We start from the raw sequence: 24,333 nt of genomic DNA, 5'->3' as shown, positions 1-24,333 counted from the left end.
CTGGGTGCAGACCCAGGCTCAGGCATTGGCGGTTTTGGCGGTGTCTTCAGGTTGAAGCCATTCCGCAATCCGTTTGGAAATGTTTTCCAGCCCATCAAGTTTGAGGTTGCGGCCATTGGCTGAGGGAGGCGCGCGCTTAAGCAGGTCCTTGAGCGCCTGCGCCATGAGCAACGGGTTCTCTGCATCTTCAGGCAGAAGCATGTCAAACAGGCCCAGTTCCGATGCGCGGCTGGCACGGATCAACTGCTCTTCACGCGGTACGATGCGCGGCACGATGAGGGCGGGCTTGTCGAAGGAGAGGATTTCGCACACGGTATTGTAGCCACCCATGGAAACGACGGCCTTGGCGCCCGCAACAATGTCTTCCATGCGATTATCGAATTCGATGATCTCGATATAGGGAATATCGGATGTGTTCTGCATGAAGCGCAGGCGCTGCTCGCCCGGCATATAGGGGCCGAGAACGATCAGGGCTTTGTGCGTCAGCTCCGGGTCTGCCTTGTAGGCATTGATCACGTCGTCGATCAACTCGCTGCCATCGCCGCCGCCGCCCGTCGTCACCAGAATGTAATCGCCTTCAGTGCGATGCGATGTGCTTTCCGATTGGGTCTTCGAGCGTTGCAGGAAACCGACGAAATCCATCTTGTCGCGCACTTTTGGGGGCACATCCAGCCCCATGAGCGGATCATGGAAATCAGGTGGACCATAGACCCAGACGTGATCGTAATAACGCTCTATCTTGGGGAGAATATCATTGCGCTTCCACTCGGCTTCGAGCAATTGCGGAGCGTCCATCACGTCGCGCAGGCCAATGACGAGCTTGGTGCCTTTTTCCTTGAGATAGGCGAGCGTTTCCTCCACCTCTCCACGCAGCCCCATAGGTTCCTTGTCAACGATGAAGATATCCGGCTGGAAGCTTTCGGCGGTGTGGTAGATAATCGAGCGGCGCATCTTCAGGGTTTCCTGAAGATCGATATGGCGGTCGAGCGAGGTGTATTCGCCGTTTCGCAACTTGATGACGCTCGGGATTTTGACGAAATCCACCCGGGCGCGGTAGTCGAAGGCACCGGCGATTGTCGCGCCTGATATGATCAGAACGTTCAGACCACGATAATCCTCGACCAGCGCATGGGCGATGGTTCGGCAACGGCGCAAATGGCCGAGACCGAATGAGTCATGGCTATACATCAAGATGCGCACGTCTTTCAGGCGAGTGCTCATGGACAGCACCTCTTGTTGCGGTTCGCATGACGGGTCTTGTTGGTTGGATGGGGCACTGGACAGTCCGTGGTTATTTAAAAGGGTCAGCCGCATCACGTAGTCCATCGCCAAAGAAATTAAAGGCCAAGATGACGAGGACTACCGGTACTGTCGGCAGAAGAAGCCATGGATAAAGGGCAATCACGCTCACACTTCTCGCTTCTGTGAGCAGAATGCCCCAACTTGTGATCGGTGGGCGAAGGCCTAGCCCCAAGAAGCTGAGGGCGGTTTCACCCAGAATCATGCCCGGTATTGTAAGCGTTGCGGATGCGATGAGGTGGGACATGAAGCCGGGAATGAGGTGCCTGCCGATGATGCGCGGGGTGCTGGCACCCATGAGCTGTGCGGCAAGAACATAATCTTCCTCGCGCAGCGCCAGAAGCTTGGAGCGCACGGCACGGGCAAGCCCGGTCCAGTCCAGAAGCCCCAGAATGAGGGTGATGCCCAGATAGACGAGGATGGGGCTCCATGTGACCGGCATGATGGCAGCCAGTGCCAGCCACAGCGGAATGCTGGGAATGGATTGCAGCACTTCGATGATGCGCTGGACGATCAAATCGAACACACCGCCGCGATAGCCTGCGAGACCACCAATCACAATGCCGAGCACGAAGCTCATGGCGACACCCAGCAAGCCGATTGTCAGCGAAATGCGGGCGCCATAGATGATGCGCGACAGCACATCGCGGCCAAGACGGTCGGTGCCGAGCAGATACATCTGGCCATCTTGCGCAGGGCAGACCAGATGCACGTTGCTATCGAACAGACCCCAGAACCTGTAGTCATCACCCCGGCAGAAGAAGCGCAGCTTCTGCACATCCGTCGGCACGTCGCTGTAGACGCGCCGCAGGTTTTCCATGTCGAGGCTCATGGTTCGTCCGTAGACGAAGGGGCCGATGAATTCACCATCATGGAAAAGATGGACGGCTTGCGGGGGCGCGTGAATATTCTCCACATTGCGGGTGTGCAGATTATAGGGCGCCAGAAATTCGCAGATCATGATCGACAGATAGACGAACAGCAGAAAGGCGCCGGAATAGAGGGCCAGCTTGTGCTGTCGAAACTGCCACCACATCAGCCTGAATTGCGAGGCTTTATTGAAGGCGGCCATGCCTGATGTCGTGGGCTCTACGAGACTGGGATCAAACGGTGCCGTGGAGACGAAATGCGGCAATGGCTCGCCGGGCTTTGGAAGGGAGGAGGTCATTTCAGGTTACCACCTCCAAAGCGGATGCGCGGATCGAGAATGGCCAGTGCGATATCAGAGACGAGCACGCCAATCACCGTTAGGAATGCGAGGAACATCAGGAAGGAACCGGCCAGATACATGTCCTGACTTTGCAGGGCGCGGATCAGCATCGGGCCGGTCGTTTCCAGCGATAGAACGATGGCCGTGATTTCAGCGCCAGAGATGATCGCTGGCAAAATCGAGCCGATATCTGAGATGAAGAAGTTCAGCGCCATGCGGAGCGGATATTTCGTCAGGACCTTGAAGGGGTGCAGACCCTTGGCGCGGGCCGTGACCACATATTGTTTTTGCAGCTCATCCAGCAGATTGGCGCGCAACCGGCGGATCATTCCAGCCGTGCCCGCCGTGCCGATGATGAGAACCGGTATCCACAGATGCTCCAGAATGGACTTGAACTTGGCCCAGCTCATATCCTGGTTCAGAAATTCACGGTCCATCAGGTGGCCGATGGAGGTGCCGAACCAGATATTGGCAAAATACATGAGGATCAGCGCCAGCATGAAATTGGGAATGGCGATGCCCAAAAGCCCGATGAATGTCAGGCCGTAATCACCCCAGCTGTATTTATGCGTGGCGGAATAGATGCCGATTGGAAAGGCGATGATCCAGGTGACGATGATGGTCACGAAAGACACCAGCATGGTCAGCCACAGGCGGTCGCCGACGACTTCGTTGACCGGAAGCTGGTATTCGAAGGAGTATCCAAAGTCGCCGACCAGCATGCCGGTCGCCCAGCGGAAATACCGGATAGGGGCTGGCTGATCGAAGCCGTAGCGGACCCGCAACTCTTCAATCTCGGCCATATTGGCCGTTTCACCCATGGCCCGCATTTCCGAGACATAGCTCTCGAAATAGTCACCCGGTGGCAATTCGATGATGGTGAAGACCAGCATCGAAATCAGGATGAGGGTGGGGATCATTACCAGAAGGCGCCCTAGAATATATCTGAGCATGTCATGCGTCTCCGTCGTACCAGAACGCATCTGGCATGTAGACACCGAGATAGGAGGTGGGCTCGAAACCGTAGAGCGCCTTTTCCGGCACGTTGCGCATTCTGGCTGCATGCACGATGGGCTGCAGCGCGCTGTTGACGATGCCGATGGAAAAGACCTGCTGCGAATAGATTTCCAGCATTTCCAACCAGATGGCCCGCCGCTCTTCCTCGGTGATGCTGACGCGCCATTTCTTCAACAGAGCCAGAAGATCGGACGCCGCGGCAAGATCCGGTGCCGTGCCCTCGCGCCCGCCGGAGAGATAATGGACGCCCCAGACCGGCCACTGCAACTGATCGTCGCCAGTCGGTGCCAGGCCCGCAGGCAGCATATCCGGGGTCGGGACTGCATTGTCCATGCCAAACCACACCGACATCATCACCTCGCCGCCCATGGCGCGCTTGCGAAAAACGTCGCGCTGCGTGGGGCGGCTGGACAAGGAGATGCCGAGCTTGCGCCAATGGTCTGTTACCAGCTCTATCACATCTGTTTCCAGCGTGCTTTCGCCAGCCGTTTCAACGATGATGTGGGCGGGGCGTCCATCGGGCAGCAGGCGCACGCCCTTGTCATTGCGGTTGGTCAGCCCCAGCTCGTCCAGCAAGGCATTTGCCATGGCAGGATTGAAGTCAGCCCATGCCTTGGCAAATTCCGGGCGAAACAGCGAGCTTTCCGGTAGGACGGTGTCGGCGCTTTCCTTGGCAAGCCCATAGAAGCAGACCATGTTGATCTCATGCCTGTCGATACCAACCGACAGGGCACGGCGCATCCGCACATCGCGGAACAGTGTTCGCCAGACTTCATCGCCGCAATTCAGGTTCGGCAACAGGCAGACACGCGAACCCTGGCTGCGCGTCCATAGACTGACCTTCAGCGGGAAGCGGTCTTCCGCATCTTTCAGATAGGTATAGTCGTTGAAATCGAGCCCCATGAATTGCAGGTCGCTATCGCCGGATGCGGTCTTGGCGGCAATGATTTCCGACGAGGTCACATTCAGCAGGAAGCGGTCGAGATAGGGCAGTTGCAGGCCGTTTTCATCGACGCGGTGATAGTAGGGATTGCGTTCGAAAATGAACTGTTCCGAGGGCGGATAGGTGATGTTGCGCCAGGCGTCGAGCGTCGGCAGATCCGGGTTTTCAGGCCGCACCTGCCGGGACATCTTGATGTGCAGGCTGCTCCAGTCATCCACCTTGTTCTTTTTTGCCAGCTTGGCCAAATTTTCAGGGGTCTGATATTTTGCGTGAAACTGCTTCATATAGGCAGCGGGCAGGCACAGGCGTGCAGGAGACGCGCCGGCCAGCTTGGCCAGAAAGTCCGGGTTCGGACCTTCCCACGTATAGCGCACGGTCAGGCGATCAATGACCTCCACCAAAGGTGGCTTTTCATAGACCAGCAATTCAATCGGGGGGCCGCCCTTATGAATCTCCCGGTTCATCGCTACCTCTTCCCAGAAATAGCGGAAATCTTCTGTCGTGAAGTCGCTTCCGTCAGACCATTTATGGCCATCGCGCAGCTTCAGGGTGAAGATGCGTTCCTGATCGACCGTATAGCCTTCCAGAATATCCGGCTGGAAGTTGAAGCTCTCATCATAGCCGACCAGACGCGCATAGCTGTTGATTGGCATCAGGCGGATATCGCGCTGACCACCGATCAGCATGCGCACCGAGCCGCCATGTTTACCCGGCTCGCGCCCAAGGCTTTTCAGGTTCATCACGCGCGGGGTTTTTGGTAGCCGCTGGTCGAGCGGCGGCAACTCACCCTTATCGATCTTTTCCTTCAGAAACGCCGAATCCGTATAGGCGGCAAATGCCTTCCACGGAGCGAAAACGGATGCGAGGAGGGCGAGGGTCGTTCGACGCGTGATCACGAGCGTAACTCCGCAACATCAACATTTCCGTTTGCCAGCACTAGGTGACCGCCGCCGAGATCGGCGGTAATCAGATCGCTGTCATCGCTTTGGCGGAATTGCTTGCCCCAATCGAATTTGCCGGTGGCGCTGATCTTGGCGATGGTGTTGAAATCAAGCGGCCTGTCGAGATCCGGGAATGGAACGGCGGCCAGCAGTGATTTCGTATAGGGATGCACCGGATTGCGCATCAATGCTTCGCGTGGCGCAAGCTCCACGATTTTTCCCTCACACATCACGGCAACGCGGTCAGCCATATAATCCACCACGGCCAGATTGTGGGAAATGAACAGGTAGGTCAGGCCAAGCTCTTTCTGCAAATCCTTCAAAAGGTTGAGGATTTGTGCCTGAACCGAAACATCGAGCGCCGAGACGGGCTCGTCGCAAATCAACAGTTCCGGGCCCAGCGTCAGGGCTCTGGCAATGCCGATGCGCTGGCGCTGGCCACCGGAAAAACTATGGGGGTAGCGGTTGAGCGCGCTTTCACCAAGCCCGATGGCTTTGAGCAGGTTGCGAACCTTTTCGGCGCGGGATTTCGCATCTCCGCGTCCGTGAATCTCAAGAGGTTCGCTTAAGATGTTGCTGATCGTCATGCGTGGTGAAAGCGAGGAAATGGGGTCCTGAAACACCATCTGTATCTTGGTGCGCAGTTCCCGCAGGTCGTCATCCCGGGCGTTGAGAACGTCGATATCGCCTGTTTTGCTGTGAAAGGTGAGAGACCCTTCATCAGGACGCACGGCACGCATCAATATCTTGCTGACAGTCGTCTTGCCGCTGCCGCTCTCGCCCACAAGTCCAAGGCACTCGCCGCGATAAATATCGAAACTCACACCATCGACTGCCCTGGTCGCGGTGGATTTGCCCGAGCTGAACCAGCTTGATTTGCGGGTAGAGAAGGTCTTGCTCACATTGTTGACGCTGAGCAGGACACCCTTGGTCTTGTCCACGGCCTCGGTCTTCTTGCCGATCAGGCTTTCCTTGTCGATGACGACATCACGAAGCGCTTTCAGCCTTTCGCCTGGCTTCATGTTGAAATGCGGAACGGCGGCCATCAGGCCCTTGAGATAAGGGTGGGAGGGCGCGCGGAAGATATCATCGACCGGGCCTGATTCCATGATTTCGCCCTGATAGATCACGGCCACTTCGTCGGCTATGTTGGCAACGACGCCGAGATCATGGGTGATCAGCAGCATGCTCATGTTGAGGCGGCTTTGCAGATCGCGCAGCAGCTTCAGGATCTGCGCCTGTATGGTCACGTCAAGGGCCGTCGTTGGCTCATCGGCGATCAGAAGTGCCGGGCGACAGATCAGCGCCATGGCGATCATGGCGCGCTGGCGCATGCCGCCTGAAAGCTCGAAGGGATACATGTTGCAGATTTTTTTCGGGTCGGAAAAGCCGACAAGATCAAGCGTTTCCTCCATCTTTTCCTGCCGTTCCGCAGGCGTCAGTACAGAGTGGATCCGCAAGGCTTCATCGACCTGATTGCCGATTGTGTGCAGCGGCGAAAACGAGGTCATCGGTTCCTGAAAGATCAAGCCGATACGGTTTCCCCTGATGGCCCGCATGGGCTTGCCATCGGGCTCCAGTTGCAACAGATCGATAGCGCCTTTTTCGGAACGATCAGGATCTGAAAATAGCACGCGACCCTTGACCCGTGCCGTGCGGGGCTGGATGCCCATGATGGTCTGCCCGATGACGGATTTTCCCGAGCCGGATTCGCCGACCAGCGCGGTGACCTTGCCCGGCAAAATACGCAGGCTGGCATTTCTGACGGCATCGATCTTGCCGCCCATCAAAGAAAAGGAAACCTCGAGATTCTCGATACGAAGCAAATCGGCGCCTGAACTCATGCCAAGGGTTTCCTCACCGTCTTATTGTGCCTGTGGCAGTTATTTAAGGGCCATAAAACTTACGTTATCTTAGGGCTGTAGTTCTGTCTATGCTCCTGAAACAGCGAAAATATCAGCTCGCTCTTTCTATCGCGTGTCGCGTAAAACCATGTAGATCGAAGATGTGTCCGAGTTATTAAACCCGAGGAAGCCGAGATGCGAGACAAGGCGTATTTTGATAAAAAACTGGCTGAGGCGCGCGATATGGTGGCGGCGGGTGAATTTGCGCAGGCCCGTGCGGCCCTCGACCTGCTGGCAGGTGAGCAAGAGCGCCACCTGATGGGTGAAGACACTGCGTTCGACTTGCCCCGCAGGCTTCACTCGGTGCATCTGCGGTTGGCCAAGGCGCTCGGTGATGAGGTGAGCCGCACCGGCTATCAATATCTTCTGGTGCCGCCGCCGGAAGTTCTGGCGCCTTATAGCCGCTTTTCGGTGGACAATCGCCGCATGATCGCCGCTGTGAACCGCAAACCGGTGCCGAAAATCCTTCACCAGATATGGATCGGCAGCAAGCCGGTTCCCGCATCAACGCAGGCATGGGCCTCGCACGCCACACGCAACGGGCTGGACTATCGACTGTGGCGTGAAGCCGATCTCGAGCGTGAGGGCATTACTTCCAACCCGCAATTTTCCAGAATGCTCGACGATGGCGACTATCCCGGTGCCGTGGATGTGGCGCGCTACGTCATTTTATCAAGGATGGGCGGCATCTATCTCGACTGCGATTTTTATCCCGCGCGGGACGATGTGAGCTTCTTCGACACATTGCCGATGATTGGCCTGACGGCATTTGGCGAAGAGGTGCCGCGCAAGACCGGGCAGGGCAGCCTGCTTCTGGCCAATTCCTTCATCGCCACGCCGCCCGGCCATCCGGTCTTTAGCCGGATGCTGGACGCCTTCCCCGAAATACTGATGAGGCTGCCGAAAGCGCCTGCGTGGTGGGCGACCGGCCCCTTGATCTTTACCGTCGTGGCAAGGGCTGGCTCGGTAACGTTGGCGGCGGCGGATTTCGTTGTGGCGACCTTGCCGGATCGGGCACCGTTCAGTGCTGTCGAAGCGGTTCGATCGCGCGTCGGTGCGGATGGCGATGGTCTGCTAATTGCCTGGAAATCATGGTAATTCAGCAAGCCATTGCCGTGATGACCGCCAGCGGCAAGCGGGGTGGCTGGTCGTGACACTCAATAGCGATTGCAGGAAAGCCCAGACGCTTTCGTCATGATCCAAATGGTGGGTCAGGATTCCCGTCATGCCGCCGGTTGCATGGGCCTGGCGCATGCGTGCGGCAGTTTCTGCGAAGAGCACATCATGGTCTTTGCCGCCGCGTGTCCCGCGCCAGTCGATGACATCGACGTGGGTGTTGACAAGGGGAAGCCTGTCAGGCATTTCGGGGCCGTAGACCGAAAGCGCTTTGTACCCCACCTGCGGCAAATGTTCGATAACGGCCTGATCGATGCGGTTCCACGGCGGCACCAGCACCGGCACGAGACGCTGTTCATGCAGAGACCGGAGTTTCTGCAGCCCGGCCTCCAGTTCACCGACAACGGTTTCCAGCGGTCTGTGCAGGCCAAGTTCCCGTTTTTTTTCGTCTGATCCGGCATGGTTCTGGTGCGCCCAACCGTGGACAGCTACGTCGATTGCGCTCGTGCCTTCAAGCCGTCTTGCAAGTTCCTCACCCGTGGGATGCGGTATGACGGCGAGTGTCATCGGTGCGGAATGGCGTTGCGAAAGCTCCAGCAACCGATCCAAGGCGGGACTTGGCTGCGTGGCATCGTCATCGCGCAGCCAGAGATCTGCGACGATATTCTTCCTGGCGAAATCATCCATAGTTTCGATAAGCAGTTTGACGGTCATGATGGCTGGCCCGGCAGGTTTTCGAGAATGGAATTCAACATGATGGCGGCCTGTTCAATAGAGCGATCGACACAGGCGAAGTGGCGCGCTTTGAGGGCCATTTCGTGTCGCAGTGCCTCTTCGGTCATCAATTTCACCATCGCATCGGCATAGGAGTTGACATTGCCGGGTTGTGTCAAAATGCCGGTTTGACCGTCTTTCACGACTTCCGGCACGCCTGCGATCCTCTCGGCAATAACAGGCAACCCCGCCGCCTGGGCCTCCAGATAGGCCAGCCCATAGGCTTCTCCATGGCCCGGCCAGACATAGATGGAGGCATGTGAGAGAATGTCGGCGATGGCTTCAGGTGTCTTCTCGCCGTGCCAGATGAGGCGGCCAGCATCAATCTCGCCAAACAGGTCTTGGGCCTTTTCCCGCTGGGGGCCATCGCCAATGATGTCGAGCGTCCATGGCAAATCTGATGGCAGCAGCTTGAGCGCCTCGGCCAGCGCTGCGTAGCTGCTCATCTTGTCGCCGGGGCGCATCATTGCGACGGTTGCGAGGCGGTAGCGGGTGGGGGAGGGCGCCTGTTTCCCAAATGTTGCGGCATCGATAAAGGGTGGCAGCATCGCAAGGCGCAGGCCTTGATCCGCCTTTGAAAGCCCGTCGAAATCTCTTGTTGTGAAGCAGATGTTGGTGGCGGCGAAACTGAGATCAGCGAGAAGTGCGTCCTGCGTTTGCGCCCAGCCCATGCTGTTTCGTTTGGGAGAGTAGGAGGCCTCGGCCGTGACATAGGCAAGGCCGAAACGCTGGCACAGTTCGGGTCCGAGAAGGTCCCGCGCTTTGTAGTACGGGTGGTAGCAGAACCAGACATCCGGTTTGCCATCGCGATGCCAGTTGGTGCCGATCCGTTGTTTTTCCGCTTCGGCTGCTGCTTTCACGGTATCAAGGCCATCTGGCTCGCGCTGAAAACTGCGAAGCTCCGATACCACCTCCACCTCATGCCCACTGATACGCATGGCCTGCATCAACAGTCGCGCCATCAGCCGGTCGCCCGAGGGTACGGGGTGGTCTGGAGATTTCAGGGGGGCATAGAAGGCGATTTTCATCAGCTAGTTCTGCTTTGCGATCAGGGGCTTCGTCAATGGGGGATTTGAGAAGGGCAAACCTTGACACTGCGTCTGTTCTCACCCAACTGATGGGCATGTTTTCTTCATGCGCGGAGCGCAATCAGCTTTGACTTCCTCTTCAAACGCACAGCAGCTTCTTGAGCTCATCCGGTCTAAAAAGGCGAAAGCCGGGGTCATTGGCCTTGGTTATGTCGGCCTGCCTCTGGCCATGACAATCGCCAATTCCGGTTTCAAAGTGGTGGGTTTCGATATTGATCCTTCCAAGATCGTGGCTATCGATGCCGGTGAAAGCTACATCGAGGCCGTGCCACACGATGTTTTGAATGCTGCGCGTGCTGATAGTGGCTTTGTCGCGACCTGCGATTTTTCGCAGCTGGCCGATTGCGATGTCATTGCCATCTGCGTGCCGACGCCGCTGACGAAATATCGCGACCCCGACCTTTCCTATGTCGAAAAGACCTGTCTTGAAATCGCGAAGACGCTTCGTCCCGGACAGCTTGTGGTGCTAGAATCCACGACCTATCCCGGCACGACGGACGGGATCGTGAAGACCATTCTGGAAAAGACGGGCCTGAAGTCGGGCGTGGATTTCTTCCTTGGCTTCTCGCCTGAGCGCGAAGATCCCGGCAATCGTGAATTCCAGACTTCGACCATTCCAAAGGTGGTTTCAGGCGAAGGCGCCGAGGCCGCGGAACTGATGATCGCCTTTTATGGCGCGGTCGTCAAAACCGTTGTTCCTGTCTCCACCAATGCCACGGCTGAGGCCGTGAAGATCACGGAAAACGTGTTTCGTGCCGTCAATATCGCGCTCGTCAATGAGTTGAAGGTCGTCTACGAAGCGATGGGTATCGATATCTGGGAAGTCATCGATGCGGCCAAGACGAAGCCATTTGGCTATATGCCGTTTTACCCCGGTCCGGGTCTCGGCGGCCACTGTATTCCGATCGACCCGTTCTATCTGACGTGGAAGTCGCGGGAATATGACCTGCCGACACGCTTTATCGAGCTTGCCGGGCAGATCAACACGGGCATGCCGCGCCATATCGTCAGCCGCCTTGCCGAGGCGCTTGATGTGCATAGTGGAAAGGCGCTCAGCCGTTCCCGCGTTTTGATTGTGGGCCTGTCCTACAAGAAGAATGTTCCTGATATTCGCGAAAGCCCGTCTCTGAAGCTGATCGAGCTGATTGCCGAGCGCCACGGTCAGCCGTCCTATTTCGACCCCTACGTCGCGGAGATACCGAAAACCCGTGAATATGGCGACCTTCTCGGTATGAAGTCGGTGACGTGGGACAAACAGACGATCAGCGGTTTTGATGCGGTTCTCATCGCCACGGATCATGACAATGTCGATTACCAGAGCCTCAGCGAATGGGCGCCGTTGATCATCGATACGCGCAATGCCTTTGCCAAGCGTGGCATCGTGGCAAGCCACATTATCAAAGCCTGAGGCAGGAAAAGATATGAGCAGACTAGACAGCTTCATTCGCCGCCTGAGCGCGCAGCGCGATATCCTCAACCACGTCCATGCCGATATGGGCCTCCCCGCTGGCCCCATCATGGAAATTGGGCTTGGCAATGGGCGCACGTTCAATCACCTGCGCGAGCTGTTTCCAGATCGCCGGATCGTAGCCTTCGATCGGGCCATGGGCGCGCATGCATCGTCCGTGCCGGATGAGAAGGATATGGTGATCGGTGAGATCGCGCAGACAGCGCAGGCCTATCTCGGCATCGAAGCGGCGCTGGTCCATGCCGATATTGGCACGGGCTATCCTGAGAAGGACGCGGTCACGCTGACATGGCTGCCGCAGCTTGTTGCCGGAATGCTGGCTGAAGGTGGCGTGGCAATCAGCGGGCTGCCGCTTGAGGAAAAGACGCTCAATCCTCTTCCCGTACCGGCATCCGTACCGACAGACCGCTACTTCCTCTACCGCAAAATCTAGGCCTTAGAGAAAGCGTCGGCTTTCGCTGTCGGAGATCAGGAAAACCTTCATCTGCGCGCTTTTTCCCCTGATAGGAATAGTGCGGCTCTGGAGGTCCTCCGCTGCGTGTCCCGACTGCTGAAGAACCGGCTCGGAAATCACGATGGCGGTGTCGAATTCCTTGGCGGCCGTTTCAAGTCGGCTTGCCACATTGACCGTATCGCCAATGGCGGTCAGGGTTTTCGCAGAGCCGTAGCCCATGACGCCGACAATGGACGGGCCTGCGTGAATGCCGACGACAATGCGCAATTTGACCGCGAACTGTTTTTCCAGCTCCTCGTTCAGTGCCTCGATATTTTGCAGGATGAGCGCTGCGGCCTTGAGTGCGTTTCTGCTCGCGGTTTCGGCGTTACCTTCGAGACCGAAAAGTGCCATGGCACCATCGCCGATGAATTTGTCCAGCCTGCCGCCTGCCTGTTCCACCGCCTGGCCGACAACGGTGAAGTATCGGTTGAGCAGGAAGACCATGTCATAGGGCAAGCGCGCTTCCGAAAGAGCTGTGAAGTTGCGCAGATCGCAGAACATCACCGCGATGTCCTCTTCACGTCCGGGGCGGATGGGCTCGCCATCGGCTGGAATATCGTCCGTTTGCCTTGATGTCAGAAGCAGGGCTACACTCAGATTGTGCTTGGGACGAAGCTGGCACCCGAGCCGCACATCGGTATCAGCATGGATACGCTGCAAAGTGGCTTTTTCCATGCTGGATGGTTCCGGCAGGGTGCCATCGCTGCTGATGATACGCACGCGGCATGTAGAGCACCGCCCTTTTCCGCCACAGGCCGAAAAGTGTGGTACTTCACCCGTCCGGCTTGCCTCCAATATGCTGAGCCCGGCCGGGGCTTTCACCACAGCCCCGTGGTCATAGCGAATTTCAAACGAATTTAATCGTTGACGCCAACTGCGCACGCCACGAAGCGCGAAAACCAGCACCACGGCCCCGCCGAATAGCACCTTGGCGGAAACTCTAAATCTATCGATGATCGTTTCGAGGTCCGCCTGATGGGGATGGATGACCCGCGGCGGTGGCGGCACGTATTCCATGATCCTGCCCGCATCGGCAAAACCCAGAAGCGCCAGAATGGGCACCAGCACGGCAATGGTGAGCAGGTAGGGTGAGATGCGCTTGTACCATTCCCGGTAACGCAACCAGAAAAATACGCCGAGGCATCCATGCGCCCATATCAGGACGAGCGCGATACTGTGCCAAAGACCCAGGCTGGGATTACGCACCCAGTAATTTCGAATGACGATCTCGTAACCAGTGTCGATATCATAGAGCATGCGCGACAGGCGAATACCGCTGGCGTGATCGATGATCATATAGGGGATGACAAGCCCGATGATGATTTGCAGAGCTTCGCGCGCAGGCATTTTCAGCGAGCGCCTGATATAGATTGCGCGCAGAACAAGCCCGATGTGAATAAGAACCGAGCCGTAGAGGAGCACGCTGCTAACGGGGTTGAGCCAGATGAGAGTGAACCACCAGCGACCCTGTTCAGCCGTTTGTATTGAGATAAGCGCCAATGCGTGGTTTGACAGATGGCTGAAGACAAAAAGCAGCATGATCAGGCCGGACAGCAATCGCGCACGTCTGAGCGACGTTTCCGACACGATATGGATCATGCTTTCCGTTTCCTGTTGGCGTCTGTTATCCGCATTCGGCAATGGCGGGGGGAGACGTTTACCACCTCCTGCTAAACGCCACGATCAAAGATCAATCGTCTGGCCATCGCGCGCGGCAAACGCACCTGCAAATTCCCTCTTTGCATCGGTGTCGATGATATCAAGATCATCATCGGTGCGGAAAGGTGCGTGGTGAATAAGGCCAACGCTTTTGGCCTTCGCTTCCTTGGCCAGAAGGATCGCATGCTGCCAGGATGAGTGGCCATAGCCGCGATAGGTGTCCATCTCAGCGTCGGTAAAGCTTGCGTCGTAGAGGAAGAGGTCCACACCGTCGATGAGCTTCAACACGGCTTTATCCAGTTTGCCATCTTCATGCTCGGTATCTGTAATAATAGCAAAGCTGCGGCCTTGCCATTCGATGCGATAACCGATGGCGTTTCCGGGATGTCTCAACATGCCGGTGGTGATGTTCAGTTCAGGGTGCACGGCCAGCACATCGCCGGCCTTGAAGTCCTTGGTGATGATCTGCGCACAGCAAATGTCCAGCGGCGCTGGGAACCATGGCGGGCTCATGAACTCACCGACCATTTCGCGCGTGGTTTTTTGTCCCGCCAGATGGCCGGACCAGATACAGACGTCGTTATCGCGATTGAAGAACGGTTTGAAATAGGGAAAGCCGATAATGTGGTCGTAATGACAGTGCGAAAAGAACATGTTGACGTCGCACACGCCCTCGGCCTTCAGAGCCTGGCCAGCGGGCAAAAGCCCTGACCCCGCGTCAAACAAAAGCACGTGTTTTCCGCACCTTACCTCGATGCAGATCGTGTTGCCGCCATACTTCCGGAATTTGTCCCCCGAGACGGGTAGTGTTCCCCGTGCTCCCCAAATCTTGACCCGAAATTCTTGTTTATCGTCCCGACGAAGATCGTCGGAATGCAACGCCATGGTATACTCCAATTTACCACGCACACCCTTGCTATCCTCCGATAGGTGCCGTGTTATCCCTCTTGCTTAGCTGTTGGTCTCGGAAGACATAACGAGCTCTGGCTTTAGTACGTTCAGCATTTCAGTTTTATTACAAGAGTACCACTTTTATTTTTCTTTTGTTCGCTGGTGCTTGAGGATGATGTTCCCGTTAGGCACCCGAACCCGATTTGGCCTTGCTCAGCTCGCTCGTTGTTTGCGTCAAGCGTTCGGCCAGCACGCGCATGACCTTGATGGTAATGTCCGGAAAATCTGACATCAACTTGAAAAACTGTTCCTTGCCAATGCGCAGGGCCTCCACCGATGTCGATGCACGCACCGTTGCCGTTCTTACGCTGTCGCACAGAATGGCAATCTCACCGACGATGGCGTTTCCGCTCATCTCGGTCAGCTTTATCTCGCCGGAAGGGGAATCGATCAGGACATCAACCTTGCCGGTCAACAATACATAGGCCGCATCGCCCAGATCACCCTGCCGGAAAAGCTCATCTCCGGCGTGGTAGGAAACACGGTCTGATGCAAAAGCCAGCAACTTCAGCTTGGAGGGCTCCATTCCGCTGAAGAAGGGAACGCGTTTCAGCATCTGAATTTCGTCTTTGAAAAGCATTGCCTTGTCCTGTTCGTGTTCCTGTTTGAGCATTCTTGCAAACTATGCTGCAATCATTTCCTTAAATGTACCGTTTTCTTCCACAAGAGTCTCGTATGTTCCATCTGCGACAACCGACGACTGGTTGATGACGATGACACGATCAAACATTTTCGACAGGGAAGGGTTGGATAGAACCCACAATACGGCCGGGTCCGCGCCATCCTTTTTGAGAAAGGTGATGACGTTATCGACGATTTCTTGCTGGAGCCGGTGATCGAGGCCAGGAAGCGGACGGTTCAGAACGTAATAATCCGACTTGCGCATCAGGGCTCTGGCCAGATTGAGCTTCTGCCGCTGCAATGGTCCCAGCCGTTTGCCGCCTGCGCCCAGATTGAATTCGAGACCGACTGCCAGCACTTTCTCGTAAAGACCCTGCTTCTTCATGGCGTCAGCGACAATCCGCGTGATGCGCCGTGAGGCATCCGGGTATCTGTGGCTGATCTTACCGAAGAGAATATTGTCGAGAAGGCTCGTTGATGTCGCGTATCGCTCGGGATCATAGGGCTCGATCCAGCTGCGCAGATCATTCGGCAGTTTCTCGTGGAACATGTGCCGCACCTCGATGATCTTGTCCATCACCTCCTGCGTCAACAGGCCGAAGCGCTGCCGTGGTTCGATATAGAAGAAAGCCAGCCTTATCATCGCCCGCTGCTCGGTCTCCGTCGCATCGGCGTAGCTCTTGCCCTGAAGGCGCTGCAGCATCTGCTGGTAACCGGGAATGTCGTCCGCGGTCATGAAGGTCAGTTGCTGGAAGAACGGGTGGTCAGGGGGAAGATCACTGAAGATTTCAACGACGTTTTCGGCGATGGTGTAGCCCATGTCGAACAGGGTGTTGGACAGACCGCTGCCACGCATGAGGGAGCGGAAGTAATCGCTGTTGATGATTTTCAGGCTGGAGGCATCGGCGTCGCGCAAGGTGCCGAACATGATGTTTTCGCCAACCGTTGCCTCAGCATTGTAACTGCTGGGTTCGAATGGCACGATAAGGCCGCTCAGGTTCTCTGCGTCCAGTTCGGCACGCAGGGCCTGCCTGAGTTCAACGATGCGGGCCGCGAGATGCAGATCCGCCAACGGGTCAATCGAGGAGCGCAGCGCAAATTCCAGAATATCCGGCGATAGCTGAACCGTATCGAGAACCGTCAGCATGGATTTCAGGAATTGCTCTTCCTCGTCGCTGCCTGCGGGGCTGGACTTATAATCGATCCAGTCGCTGTTGATGTCGATATCGGGATTTTGAGCCAGCTTGGCTTCGCGTATTTCCCACTTTCGATGCTCAAGCGCGGCGCCGGCATATTCTTTCGGCTTCAGAGGTGCGTGTTTGAGGCCATAGACAAGATTGTCCTTCAGGCTTGCATGGAAGAAATAGGTGTCGGCGGAGACATAGGAAATACGCCGGCCGGTCACCGATTCCGGCAATTCAAGGAGATCCTTGTCCCCGAAAGTGATTTTTCCTGAGGTCGGCCATAATGTGCGGCCCAGCGCATCGGCCAGCGCTTCGGCACCGGAGCCGCCGACAATGGCAATGGTTTCGCCGGGATTGATGGTCAAGGTGGCCTGATCCAGCAGGCGGGTTCCGCTATCATCATCCAGTGAAAGCGCTGATACGACCAGAGGTCCGGTGATGGCCGCAGCCGCTTCCGGCGACAGTGTCTGAATCTTGGCGTCGAGCATGGATGGCGAATCGAACTGCTCGAACACCTGCTCATATTTGACCTGAACGTCCTGACGCGCCTGATCCCAGTCGATCAGTTCCTTCAAGGGGCCGGGAAGTTCCTTATAGGCGTTGATGACCGCAACCAGCTGGCCCACATCAAGACTGCCCCTGAGCGTGAGATAACCGCCCAGCGCGTAGAAGAAGAACGGCGTGAGCTGCGCCAGGAAGTTATTGATAAACTTGACGATGAACTTCCACTGGTAAAGATCGTAGCGGATCTTGAAGATTTCGCCCAATCGGTGGGCGGCATCCGCCCGTTCGTAATTCGATGTATCATAGGCGTGGATCGTGCTGATGCCATCCACCATTTCACCGATACGGCCCGCCAGTTGGCGGGCGCTGAGCTGGCGCTGTCTGCCAAGGTCGATCAGGCGACGGCGCATTTTCGGGATGATGCCGACCTGGATTGCGGCCATGAAGGCGGCAATCAGGCCGAGCCAGAAATTCTGCACGAGAATGAAGAAAAGGGCTGCCAATGCCTGGCCGCCAAGCAGCGCGGGCTGAACGAAGGCGTCGCCGGTAAAGCCGCCAAGGGGCTCCACCTCATCCTTGATCATGCTCGATATTTCCGAGCCCTTCACACGCTTGAAATGGGACGGCGGAAAGAGCAGAACGCGTTCAATGAGCTGGAATCGGATGCGGCGCAGCAGGCGCTCGCCAAGGCGGCCCTTGTAGGTATTGATGTAGAATTTAAACAGGCCATTGATGATGACGAGCGCCAGAAAGGTCAGGCTCAGCCCCATCAACATGCCGAGCCTTGATAGCTCGATACCGGGGAAAAGGGTGATTGTACCGACGACTGGCAAATCCAGCGTCAGGTGCATGAAGAGCTGCGTGGAGTTGACGCCCTCGAAACCATCGCCCTGGATCGGTCCATTGACGATCTGCTTTGGCAGATCAAAGGCAAGGAAATAGGGGATCATCGACAGGGCGACGATCAGCAAAATGTAAAGCTGCTGCCGCCGCGTATGATTCCAGATGTAGCGGGTTAGATTTTTTTCCATGTAGGACTTCTGCGCCTTGCCGAAACGGGACGGTACTGGATGTTTTGGGTTGCGTCAAAGCAGCTGTTGGATTGGGTATAGTATCAGGTCAAATATGGGATATGCGCGTATTTGCAGAGAAAGACGAGGCATATTGCCCCGGTGGGCGCGACCCGTCGAGGCAGAAGTATTTTCGAATAAGCGCGTTATAGCGCAATTCCCTAGAAACGGAATACGTGGCTGCTGCCGAGAGAGCGAATTTCACCGTGGGCCATGTCTTCCCGTGCAGGATCCAATCGCACCAGTTCGATGTGGCGCCCCGGTCCGGGGCTTAGGTGAAACCCTTCATCTGCTGGACGAAAGCCATCCGCTTCAATGTGGACCGATTGGGCAAACCGGTCAGTGGTAACATGAAGCATAAGCCGATTGCCGTCTTCTATCACCGTTGCCTGAAGCACTGGCTGATACTGGGCACGTCGCCTGCCCAACGGAAAGTGAAACGCATCCGCAATCAACGCACCTGACGAGCGATCAAACAATCTGGCGACTGTCACGTCGTGGGATGGAGGGCCGAAACGGTAGGCATAGGTCGTGTCGAAAAACGCACCGAACAGGTCGGTCGCGGGGATGACTGTGCTGTCGCGGGAGGCAAGCGAGAGGCTGCGTTTGCCGGTCACGACGGGCTGAACTCCATCGCGCAGACAGATGATCTCAACGTCGACATCGATGCTCTCAGGGCGTTCATTGATAAGGTGGATATCAAGCCCATTGGTGCCTTCATCGAGGAGACTGATCTGCACGGGCCGGAATGCGCGTTTGAGACCGTACCATGCCGATTTCGGCTCTCCCGTCTGGTCGATTACACCCCATCCGGCACCGGGCATCAGGTCCTGCAACGTCCAGACCAGCGCGCCCTTGCACCGCGAACCCACGCGTCGCCATTCCGCAAATGTCGCTTCCATGACTTCCGCAGTCACTGCCCGCGACAGATCGAGATAGAGGTCGACGTTCTCGCGGCGGATCGTTGCCGGATCGACATCGTAGAGGAGCTTGAGATAATGGTCGCGCACATCCTCGAAATCCCAGGAGGCACCCCGGTCTCTCGGAACGCGAGATTTCCACAGGGGATCGTGAACAGGTTTTGCGGGCAGGTGTTTTTCCAGTGTGGGCTGCTGGGGAACGTTGGAGAAAGCCAGGCACTCTGCCGCAAACCGCACATCTGCGCGGCGCGCATCCTCCAGCGGTCTGCAATAGGCACCCACACCGTAATAGTGGCCAACCTCCGCATTCGGGAAAAACGGCAGCGCTCCACCGAAGGGCGAATTGGGAACGTAGACGATATCGGGGCGCAGGCGCGCAACATGGCCTGGCAAGATCTCTTCCGTCAGCGGCCCTTTCCAGAACTGTTCGGAAAGGCCGAGCATGGCCGCTTGCTGGTACATTTCACTGCCGCCGCACAGGACGACAAGAGACGGTGACAGGCTGGTCGCACGCATCAGCTGGCTGACTTCGCCCTCTATATGGGCAAGGAAAGCATCATCCTTTGCCGGGTAATCGAAGTTGGCCAGCATCATGTCCTGCCAGACCATCAGGCCGAGTTCATCACAAAGTTGAAAGAATTCGGGGGTCTCATAGGCCATGGTGCCGCCAATGCGGATCATGTTCATGCCCGCTCGCGCGGCAAGCCGAAGCCAGGGCTCATAATCTTTTCGGCTGCCCGGCAGTCGCACGATATCGGCGTTTGTCCAGACAGCACCGCGACAAAACACCGGCTGGCCATTGATTTTCAGGCCAAAGCCCTTGCCGTCCTCGCCCTTGTCGATCTCGACCCGGCGAAAGCCCGTCTTGCCGAGTGAATATGTTTGCCCGTCAAGGTTCAGCTGGACATCGAAAAGGGTGGGGTTGCCATGGGTGGCGGGCCACCATGGCGCGATATCGGGAAGGCTGAGGGTGCCCTCAAAAACGTTCTCTTCACGGGAATTGAGCGTCGTTGCAACGCTGTTGCATGTTACGGTGGCGGCTGACGCTGGTGTGTTGATGCGCAGTGCTGCCCGCAGCAGACCGGTGCCATCGGCATTCAGCTCTGTATTTAGCGACAGCAGTTCGAAAGCAGGCTCTCTTATCAGACTGATGGCGCGCCAGGGGCCGACAGTGTGGATCTCCGGGCACCAGCCGGGCATGTAGCCCAGCGCCGTTGTTCTGATCAGCCGCAGGCCTTGAGAGCTCATCATTTGCGGACGCCAGCGAGCACGCGGCCCGGCCTTATCCAGACGGGGCGCAAGAGCCCGGAAACAGACCGCGATTTCATCGGTGCCGGTCAGTGCGAAGGGAACATCCAGCGCTTCGAACATGCTGACGGACTGCGCGACGCGTTCGCCGTTGATAAAAATCTCGGCAATGGTTGCCAGACCGTGGAAGCGCAGAATGGCGGGGCCAGCTTGATCGCAGATCAAGGTCAGCCGGTACCAAGCGTCATGGCCGTTGAGTGGTCTTGGCTTGTCCCTGTCGAATTGCCCGATATTTTCCAGCGCCTGCGCGACGGTTCCGGGAACGGGCGCTGACATGGTCTCGATATCAGGTGGAATATCGGCGGGCGTTTCAAAGGCACCACTGTCGCTCAGCGTCAGGGTCCAGCCCTCGCTCAGCAGCTCCTCAGTGGGCTGGACCATGGCGGATGGCGCTGTCACGCCGCCTCGCTTGTCGTGGCAAGAGATGTCTCCAATGCGCCCATCAGCTCGTCCCAGGCGGCAATAGCGGGGTCGAGCGCGGTGGCAAGGGGTTCGAACTTGCGGCGCGCAATGGCCCGCGCAAGCTGGAACTGTACCGACTTTGCCACTTCGGATATACGTAATGCGTGGCTTCCCGCCTTGCCAAACCGCGATTCCCCCCCCATCCACTCCAGATGGCTGGCCGCCAGTTCAAAATTGGCACCAAACTGGCGCAGCGTGTTGAAGGCGTATTTGTGGAAAAAGCCGAAAGGCCGATCAGCGACTTCTTCCACCTGTGCGGGGAAGACAGCCGCGAACGCCTTGATGGGATTGTGTCTGGGACGCCGTGCGAAATGGTGGGCTAGCAGGCGTTCAGCGGCCTTGCGGGTTTCTCCCTCTGAAACACGGTGTTCGGGAAATTTGGCAAATTCTGTGTAGGGCAGGAAAGGCAGGTCGGTATCCCCAAGATGCTGTTGGAAGATGCCCGAAAAATCTTCATCCTGAAGCGCGAAATAGCCGCCATTGTGAAAATATTCGAGCTTGCGGTTCTCAAGATCCATCCGGTTGATGGCAACCGTCGTCTTGCCATGGTCATGGCGATATCCCACACCCTTTGTATCGGGCATGTAGAAGCTGTCCATCTCGATGAGGCAGATGCGGCCCCGCTGCAACTGTGCTGCAATGTGGTTTTCGAGCCTGTCGAAAATCGCAAGCTCCGTCACGCGGATGCCGTAGAGCGCGTCGAGATCTTCCAGCGGTACCTTGAAGAAGGTGAACTGGTCTCCTTCAAAATCCTGGGTCAGGGTGAAGCCGAGCATGGCTTCCGGCGCATATCCGCTGGCGGCCAGAAGCTCGATCCACACGTCGACATAGCAGTTCGTTTCCGGCCACATCCGCTCCAGTGAGTGAAGCGGATGGGGACCATAATGTGCAGCGTCCAGAGCCGGAAAAATGCTTGTCATGCCAGCCTTAGCCCCAAAGCGTATCGCGCACCGGCTGCGGCCATGCGTCCACATCCAGACCGTGTTTTGCAAACAGCGCCAGCGCAATGCGTTCAAGGCCAAAGCCTACGCAGGCCGTGTGTGCCACCGCGCCATCGCTGAGGTTGAGGCCCCATTTCGCGCCGAACGCATCCTGATGGTAGTTGAAGCTCATGCAGGCTGTCAGGTTCTCGGTTGAGGTGACCGGAATCAACAGCTCGAATTTCAGGTTCTGGTCGCGCTGGTTGTTGGCCAGCATCTTGCCTGCGCGTCCGAAGAACGGGTCGTTGGCAATGTCGATTTTCACGTCGAGGCCTACCTTCTCCATCATCTCCACGCCGCGATCCATCCACAACTGGCGGAATTCCGTGACGTCGCTTTCCGTGCCCATGCGAACATATTCACGCATGCGGAAAAGCTGCTGGCGGGCAGGGTCCTTGGAGGGTTCATGGCGGAAGCAGTAGGACTGGATGTCGTAAAGGCCACCGGCTGCGGGAAGGGCGCCGCGCTTGGCAATCGTCGGATAGAGCGGATAGCAGGCCGCCGGTGTCAGAACGATGTCCGTTGCCTTCTGGTCCTTGGTCCAGTCGGTGCCGTCATCCATGCTTTTCAGCAGGCTGACATGGTCCAGCTCGCAGCCGCAAAAGGAATGCACGGTTCCCGCCAGCTGCGGAAAGCTCTTCATGTAGCCGCTTTTTTCGAAATAGGCGCGGTTGATGCCGGGCGGGAAGCGAATGGCTTCGGCCTTATCCGGGCCACCGACCCTGTCGATCAAGCGCTCGAAAGCAACGATGACGTCTTCGAACTGGCCGCTTCGACCATAAAGGCCGTCCACGCCGGTATCGATCAAAAGCCCTTTGTCGAACAGGCGATCGAGAAAGGAAGTCTGCATGTCCATGGTCTTATCCCAAAAGGCTGATGTCCTGCTTCTGAACGAGCAGGAGATTGGCAGAATTGCCCAATATGCGGTCGTTTGAAATCATGAGCTGCGCTGAATGCGCATCGCGTAAATGTCTGCCGAGACTATAAGGCGTCCCGTTTTTGTATCCCATGATGCCGCAGATCAGCATGGCATGGTTGATGATTTCCAGAATGGTTTCGGACGAGCATATCTTCACATTGTTCATGGCGATGGCAAAAGCCATAGACATGAGTGTCTCAGGGTCGTCCTTGGTCTGGTCGTAGGCCTTGAGGCCAGCGATGATGTTCGATTTGACGATTTGCAGCTTGTTGGAAACCTCTGCCAGACGAATGGCACCCGGAGGCGCGACACCAGGCGATTTGCGGGCAGCAGCGCGAACGAAGGCCTGCGCACGGGCAACAGCATCAGCCGCAATGCCGTACCACACACCGCTCCAGAAAAGATGCGATGTAGCCAGCATGGACTGCGCCGCAATTTCGGCAAAGGGTTTCTGGAAAATCTGCTGCGACGGGGCTTGCCCCTTGAACAGAAAGCCATCCGAGCAGGTGCCACGCATGCCGAGCGTGTTCCAGATATGGGTTCTTTCAAGGCTGTACTGGTGCTTCAGGAACACCGTCATCACCTGGTCTGTTGGCGCAGCATCGGCATGGGCCCGAGAGGTGATCAGGATTGCATCGGCTTCGCTGCCGTAGGAAATGACCGTTGCATCTTTCTCAAGACGGCAAACTTCGCCATCCACCTCAATCGCGCAGATCGAGTTGCGCAGATTTCCGCCAATGCCGCCTTCTGTTGTGGCTGAACCCAGCAACAATTGCTCATCGGCCATGCGGCGCATGAAGGCGCTGTGCCATTCACTGTCTTCCCCATGCTCGACAAGGCTCGATGCCTTGATCTGATGCATGGCAAAAATCATTGCTGTCGCGGAGCAGGCCTGCCCCAGCGTGCAGCAGATATCGGTGATTTCGCTTGGGCTTGCGCCTTCGCCGCCCAGATGGACGGGAACCTGAATGCCAAGCAAGCGCTCTTGTCGAAGCGCTGCGATTCCTTCCTTTGGGAAGCGCCCTGCCGCGTCGACATCGTCTGCGTGGCGCGCAGCGATCGCGGCCACGCGCGTTGCTCTAACGGACAGCGTTGCATCGCTTGTGGCCACGGACAGGTCCATCAGGCAGCCTCTTTCCCATCAAGAATGGTTTTAACGGTCGCTTCGATTGCGGAAATGCTGGCGAAAGATTTGCGGTTCAACATGCTGTCTGGAAACTCGATATCAAAAGCATCTTCCAGTCCGAGCATCAGCTGCACCGAGGCAAAGGAAGAAAGTCCCGCAGCGTAAAGATCTGCTTCATCTGCAATTGTATCAACGGGAACAGGAAGTTGGCCGAATTTCGAGAGTATTTCACGAATAGTTGAATTCATTTCAAGTAGTCTCCAGTCGAGTAAGCACGATCATAGCTCAATATCGGAATTACGCTTTAAAAAATAAAATTGGAATAAACGGCTAGGTTAATTTGTCGTGACTAGGTTTGATTTCGGCGCAGGTT

19 protein-coding genes are annotated in these 24,333 nt (G+C 56.8%); 3 read left to right on the top strand and 16 right to left on the bottom strand.

The features are described 5' to 3' along the window. Positions 1-18 precede the first annotated feature (18 nt). The 5 genes from RQI55_RS14300 to RQI55_RS14280 all read right to left on the bottom strand — a co-directional run bounded on the left by RQI55_RS14300 (position 19) and on the right by RQI55_RS14280 (position 7,254). Complete coding sequence (locus tag RQI55_RS14300) at positions 19-1,221, bottom strand: glycosyltransferase family protein (RefSeq protein ID WP_311273120.1); 1,203 nt, start codon at positions 1,219-1,221, stop codon at positions 19-21. 70 nt (positions 1,222-1,291) lie between these two features. Next, positions 1,292-2,467 (bottom strand): ABC transporter permease, encoded by a 1,176-nt coding sequence (locus tag RQI55_RS14295; RefSeq protein WP_243258006.1) that lies wholly within the window; start codon positions 2,465-2,467, stop codon positions 1,292-1,294. Continuing rightward, complete coding sequence (locus RQI55_RS14290; protein WP_192065422.1) at positions 2,464-3,462, bottom strand: ABC transporter permease; 999 nt, start codon at positions 3,460-3,462, stop codon at positions 2,464-2,466. Before RQI55_RS14290 ends, RQI55_RS14295 begins: the two co-directional genes overlap by 4 nt. Before the next feature lies 1 nt (position 3,463). Further along, positions 3,464-5,365: an ABC transporter substrate-binding protein gene (locus RQI55_RS14285; protein WP_243258005.1), complete on the bottom strand. Its 1,902-nt coding sequence runs from the start codon at positions 5,363-5,365 to the stop codon at positions 3,464-3,466. After that, a complete protein-coding gene (locus RQI55_RS14280; protein WP_243258004.1) occupies positions 5,362-7,254 on the bottom strand; it encodes an ABC transporter ATP-binding protein in 1,893 nt (630 codons plus the stop codon). The genes RQI55_RS14285 and RQI55_RS14280 overlap by 4 nt, the downstream gene beginning before the upstream one ends. 195 nt (positions 7,255-7,449) lie before the next feature. On the opposite strand from RQI55_RS14280, the gene RQI55_RS14275 reads away from it, so the two are divergent. Further along, positions 7,450-8,412, top strand: a complete 963-nt coding sequence (locus tag RQI55_RS14275; RefSeq protein WP_311273119.1) for a glycosyltransferase — start codon at positions 7,450-7,452, stop codon at positions 8,410-8,412. Here RQI55_RS14275 and RQI55_RS14270 read toward each other — a convergent pair. Continuing rightward, positions 8,404-9,144 carry a polysaccharide deacetylase family protein gene (locus RQI55_RS14270; RefSeq protein WP_311273118.1) on the bottom strand — a complete coding sequence of 247 codons (741 nt, stop codon included), beginning with the start codon at positions 9,142-9,144 and terminating at the stop codon, positions 8,404-8,406. The genes RQI55_RS14275 and RQI55_RS14270 overlap by 9 nt on opposite strands. Next, entirely contained in the window at positions 9,141-10,232 is a 1,092-nt protein-coding gene (locus tag RQI55_RS14265) for a glycosyltransferase family 4 protein (protein ID WP_311273117.1), read from the bottom strand. The genes RQI55_RS14270 and RQI55_RS14265 overlap by 4 nt, the downstream gene beginning before the upstream one ends. Before the next feature lie 127 nt (positions 10,233-10,359). On the opposite strand from RQI55_RS14265, the gene RQI55_RS14260 reads away from it, so the two are divergent. After that, positions 10,360-11,700 carry a nucleotide sugar dehydrogenase gene (locus RQI55_RS14260; RefSeq protein ID WP_311273116.1) on the top strand — a complete coding sequence of 447 codons (1,341 nt, stop codon included), beginning with the start codon at positions 10,360-10,362 and terminating at the stop codon, positions 11,698-11,700. Positions 11,701-11,713: 13 nt separating this feature from the next. Continuing rightward, positions 11,714-12,193 (top strand): class I SAM-dependent methyltransferase, encoded by a 480-nt coding sequence (locus RQI55_RS14255; RefSeq protein ID WP_192065434.1) that lies wholly within the window; start codon positions 11,714-11,716, stop codon positions 12,191-12,193. A gap of 3 nt (positions 12,194-12,196) precedes the next feature. Here the strand turns inward: RQI55_RS14255 and RQI55_RS14250 are convergent, their stop codons facing one another. From RQI55_RS14250 to RQI55_RS14210, 9 genes are all read right to left on the bottom strand, one after another. Beyond that, on the bottom strand, positions 12,197-13,855 hold the full coding sequence (locus RQI55_RS14250; RefSeq protein ID WP_311273115.1) for an adenylate/guanylate cyclase domain-containing protein: 1,659 nt from the start codon (positions 13,853-13,855) through the stop codon (positions 12,197-12,199). Positions 13,856-13,939: 84 nt separating this feature from the next. Then, the gene (locus RQI55_RS14245; RefSeq protein ID WP_409233735.1) at positions 13,940-14,800 is read right to left on the bottom strand and encodes an MBL fold metallo-hydrolase; all 861 of its coding nucleotides are present in this window, start codon (positions 14,798-14,800) and stop codon (positions 13,940-13,942) included. Positions 14,801-14,990: 190 nt separating this feature from the next. After that, on the bottom strand, positions 14,991-15,446 hold the full coding sequence (locus tag RQI55_RS14240) for a cyclic nucleotide-binding domain-containing protein (RefSeq protein ID WP_042620125.1): 456 nt from the start codon (positions 15,444-15,446) through the stop codon (positions 14,991-14,993). A gap of 42 nt (positions 15,447-15,488) precedes the next feature. Continuing rightward, the gene (locus tag RQI55_RS14235) at positions 15,489-18,206 is read right to left on the bottom strand and encodes an ABC transporter transmembrane domain-containing protein (protein WP_243257997.1); all 2,718 of its coding nucleotides are present in this window, start codon (positions 18,204-18,206) and stop codon (positions 15,489-15,491) included. 200 nt (positions 18,207-18,406) lie between these two features. Continuing rightward, positions 18,407-20,854, bottom strand: a complete 2,448-nt coding sequence (locus RQI55_RS14230) for a glycoside hydrolase family 2 protein (RefSeq protein ID WP_243258187.1) — start codon at positions 20,852-20,854, stop codon at positions 18,407-18,409. A gap of 14 nt (positions 20,855-20,868) precedes the next feature. Then, positions 20,869-21,855 (bottom strand): DUF1839 family protein, encoded by a 987-nt coding sequence (locus tag RQI55_RS14225; RefSeq protein WP_243257996.1) that lies wholly within the window; start codon positions 21,853-21,855, stop codon positions 20,869-20,871. 7 nt (positions 21,856-21,862) lie between these two features. Next, entirely contained in the window at positions 21,863-22,771 is a 909-nt protein-coding gene (locus tag RQI55_RS14220; protein ID WP_243257995.1) for an amino acid--[acyl-carrier-protein] ligase, read from the bottom strand. Between the two features lie 4 nt (positions 22,772-22,775). After that, positions 22,776-23,957, bottom strand: a complete 1,182-nt coding sequence (locus RQI55_RS14215; protein ID WP_311273114.1) for an acyl-CoA dehydrogenase family protein — start codon at positions 23,955-23,957, stop codon at positions 22,776-22,778. Beyond that, positions 23,957-24,208, bottom strand: a complete 252-nt coding sequence (locus RQI55_RS14210; protein WP_042620105.1) for an acyl carrier protein — start codon at positions 24,206-24,208, stop codon at positions 23,957-23,959. Before RQI55_RS14210 ends, RQI55_RS14215 begins: the two co-directional genes overlap by 1 nt. Between the last annotated feature and the right edge of the window lie 125 nt (positions 24,209-24,333).

It is taken from the genome of Rhizobium sp. WCS2018Hpa-16 (genome assembly GCF_031843705.1).
GTDB classification, from domain to species: Bacteria; Pseudomonadota; Alphaproteobacteria; order Rhizobiales; family Rhizobiaceae; genus Agrobacterium; species Agrobacterium tumefaciens_C.
This window is presented reverse-complemented; position numbering and strand designations above follow the sequence as displayed.